3 protein-coding genes are annotated in these 3248 nt (G+C 28.0%); 1 reads left to right on the top strand and 2 read right to left on the bottom strand.

Translation table 11 applies throughout. From position 1 onward, the window contains the following. Positions 1–298: 298 nt before the first annotated feature. Both WA327_RS15040 and WA327_RS15035 read right to left on the bottom strand, forming a co-directional pair. A complete protein-coding gene (locus WA327_RS15040) occupies positions 299–1411 on the bottom strand; it encodes a virulence RhuM family protein (protein WP_336066484.1) in 1113 nt (370 codons plus the stop codon). After that, positions 1404–2330, bottom strand: a complete 927-nt coding sequence (locus WA327_RS15035) for an IS1595 family transposase (RefSeq protein WP_336066486.1) — start codon at positions 2328–2330, stop codon at positions 1404–1406. The genes WA327_RS15040 and WA327_RS15035 overlap by 8 nt, the downstream gene beginning before the upstream one ends. Positions 2331–2558: 228 nt before the next feature. On the opposite strand from WA327_RS15035, the gene WA327_RS15030 reads away from it, so the two are divergent. Further along, positions 2559–2705 (top strand): hypothetical protein, encoded by a 147-nt coding sequence (locus WA327_RS15030; protein ID WP_336066488.1) that lies wholly within the window; start codon positions 2559–2561, stop codon positions 2703–2705. Positions 2706–3248 lie beyond the last annotated feature (543 nt).

The following is a 3248-nucleotide window of genomic DNA, read 5'->3' as shown; positions in this document are numbered from 1 at the left end:
ATATACACATATTGTAGATAATTCATTCTATTCTTTTTAGTGTAAAGTGATATATAGTTCCCAATAAAAGGGGAACTATATACAAGTTTACACTAAAAAGTAAAGTTTGATTTCGCACTTGTGAAATGTGCTTTTTTTGAAGTATGTAAGTTGTTTAATTTACGTTTACCAATTCCACTAATTCAGAATATCGAACATTAAGCATCTTGCCGACTAATAATAGTCAAATTAAATTCTTACTTGTTTATGAACGTATTTAAACGCTACTAATTCTACTAACATTAATAGCGTTTAATTATTATTCGTCATCTTTAGGGTTATAATTTAATCCCTTTTTAAGCTTTTTATTAAAATCTGATAATTCCTCTTTTTTTGGAGGTAATGGAGGTGGAGGTAATTCACCTTTTTTAACACCTTCAACCATTTTATCAAAATCAGATTTAAACTCCTTATCTTGTATAGGTCTAAATTTTTCATATTCCTTTTCAGCAAATTTTTTAGCTACATTAGACCTTATTTTACCAGCGTCTTTTAATATGTCATACTCGTTAAATATTAAAAAAGCATCTAATTTATTAACCCAATCACTCATATTCATCAACCTTCCTTTACTCGCTTGGTTTTCAGCATAATCTAAATACATTGTCACTATTCTATTTAGCTCTGATATTTCTTCATGTGACAAGTAGTTTTTAGCAACACTAACATCTGATTTTAAAATCTTACCTCCTTTTTTTTCATTTTTCCAACTTGTTAAACCCATGTTAGGTTTCTTAGAATTAGCTCTTAATTTTATTATTTCTGGAGCAGTATGTTGGGTTATAGCATACTCAAGTTTATTTTGAACAGTAGCAAAAAAAGTTTGAGTTATTGTAGCTTTTGGATCATAATCAACAGAAGTTGCATAAATATCAGTGATTTTTTGATAAAACCTTCTTTCAGAAGCACGTATTTCTCTTATACGTTCTATTAATTCATCAAAATAATCTTTATCAAATAAATTTTTACCTTGCTTTAATCTGTCATCATCTAAGGCAAAACCTTTTATCAAATATTCTTTAAGTACATTGGTTGCCCATATTCTAAATTTAGTAGCAGAAGGTGAATTAACTCTATAACCTACAGATATAATCATATCTAAGTTATAAAAATCTAATTCTCTATTTACATTTCGGGTTCCCTCTTTTCGAACTACTCGAATTTTTCGAGTAGTTGAACTCTTAGCCAATTCACCATCTGAATAAACATTACTAACATGATAGTTTATAGTATTTTCTTCAACTCCAAAAATTTCACTCATAGAACCTTGAGTTGCCCAAACAGTATCTTCATCTAATATGACTTGAATGTTTGTAGTTCCATTATCGGATGTATAAAACAGAAAATTATGTTGATTATCAATATTATCCATTAATTAAAGCCTTATAAGTTATTCTATTTTCTATGTTATTCAAAAGTAAATTAAATCTTTGACTTTCAGTAGCGTGACGTGAATTATATCTAAACACAAATTCATCTACATAAAATTGTAAGTGCTTTTTTGATGTAAAATGATAAATACCATAAATACCACGCTTTAATAAAGCCCAAAAGCTTTCTATTGTGTTTGTAGATACTCTACCTCTTACATACTCATTACCACTATGCATTACTGTTTTATGGTCGTAAACACGCTCTAATTTATTATAAGACCTTAATTCGTCAGTGTAAATAGTTGAGCCAAAAGAAATATTATTAACTATTGGAGGTAATAAAGATAATTCAGTTGAGTTTTCAACGTGCATCGCTCTTACTTCGCCATTTCTTTCAACCATACCTAAAACAGTTGATTTTTTATAGTGTTCTTTTGTTTCTTCGCTTTTATCTGCTCTTATTTTTGAACTTCTATTTGTAGATTTACCACCTACGTAAGTTTCGTCTATTTCAACTTCACCTTGTAATTTATCATTATCATCTTCATTTAATCCGAAACAATTTCTAATTCTTTGTAACATAAACCAAGCGCTTTTTTGAGTGATCCCTAAATCACGCCCTAATTGTAAAGAAGAAATCCCTTTTTTGTGTGAAGTAACTAACCAAATAGCCATAAACCATTTTTGTAAATCCATTTTAGTATTATCAAAAATAGTATTGGTCTTAACGTTAAAATATTTACCTGTGTTTTTACACTTGTATTTATTCCCTTTGCAGTCATATACTTTAGAAGTAGCATCAAAAGGGCTTACAACTTCACCATCCCAACGTAATAACTCTAAATGGTCAATACAAGATTGCTCTGTTGGAAAAGCTTTTATTAAGTCGATTATTGATTTTACTTCCTTGTTAAACATAACTATATTATTTGATATAACAAATATAGTAGTTATTTACACTAAAAACAAATTATTCGGTGTAAAAATATTCTAAAAAATTTTTTTTATACCAGAAAACATATATCTTGATTCGTTTTGTTAATAAAAATGTTAAAAAGAAGCATTAAGCATCTAAAAGAATATTAAAGAATTATACTAATTTAGTGTAAGGCTATTAAACATAAGTATAATTAAAAATATTTGGCGATGAAACAAACAGATTTAACACCTAAGACAATTCGTTTAAATCCAAGTTTATTGAGTAAAATTGAAGAATTGTCAAAAATTGAAAATAGAAATTTTAACAATATGGTAGAAACATTATTGTTAAGAGCAACAGGTTCTTTGAAATAATATAAAGATTTTTTATATCTTTGTATTGTCTAAAATACGACGTATAGTCGAATTAAATTGTAAAATGAGTAACTAACAGAGTTGAACAAGATTTAAAAAAATACTAATCAATAGATTTAAAACTTTTAGTTTCTTCTATTCATGTTATTATTATTTGGAGAAAAAACAACTCATTTAACAAAACAAAGCCCTGTCACCGTAACAGGGCTTTTAATTACCACATATTGTGGTAGTGCCAGATGATTGGTGCTGACCTTTGCAATCTAAAGGTTTAACATAAGTCAGTCATTAATTCGACGTGCTATGACGTATTTTAGACGAAAAAACGGTAAGTTGCAAAAGTTGATATTTCGCAGATGGAAGTTAGATAAAAACGGAAATCGCATTTATCCAAAGAAAGCAAAGTGTTTTGCTTTCTGGGTTTTTGTATAAGCTGACGAAAGCTGTTTTATAAGAGGTCTGCGGAACCTCTTTTTTTTTGCTAAATTATCTATAGAACCTTAATTTACAAATAATAATCTAATTTTTTTGTTTTTTATCGTA

The organism is Mesoflavibacter sp. CH_XMU1404-2 (assembly GCF_037029465.1).
GTDB lineage: Bacteria > Bacteroidota > Bacteroidia > Flavobacteriales > Flavobacteriaceae > Mesoflavibacter.
This window is presented reverse-complemented; position numbering and strand designations above follow the sequence as displayed.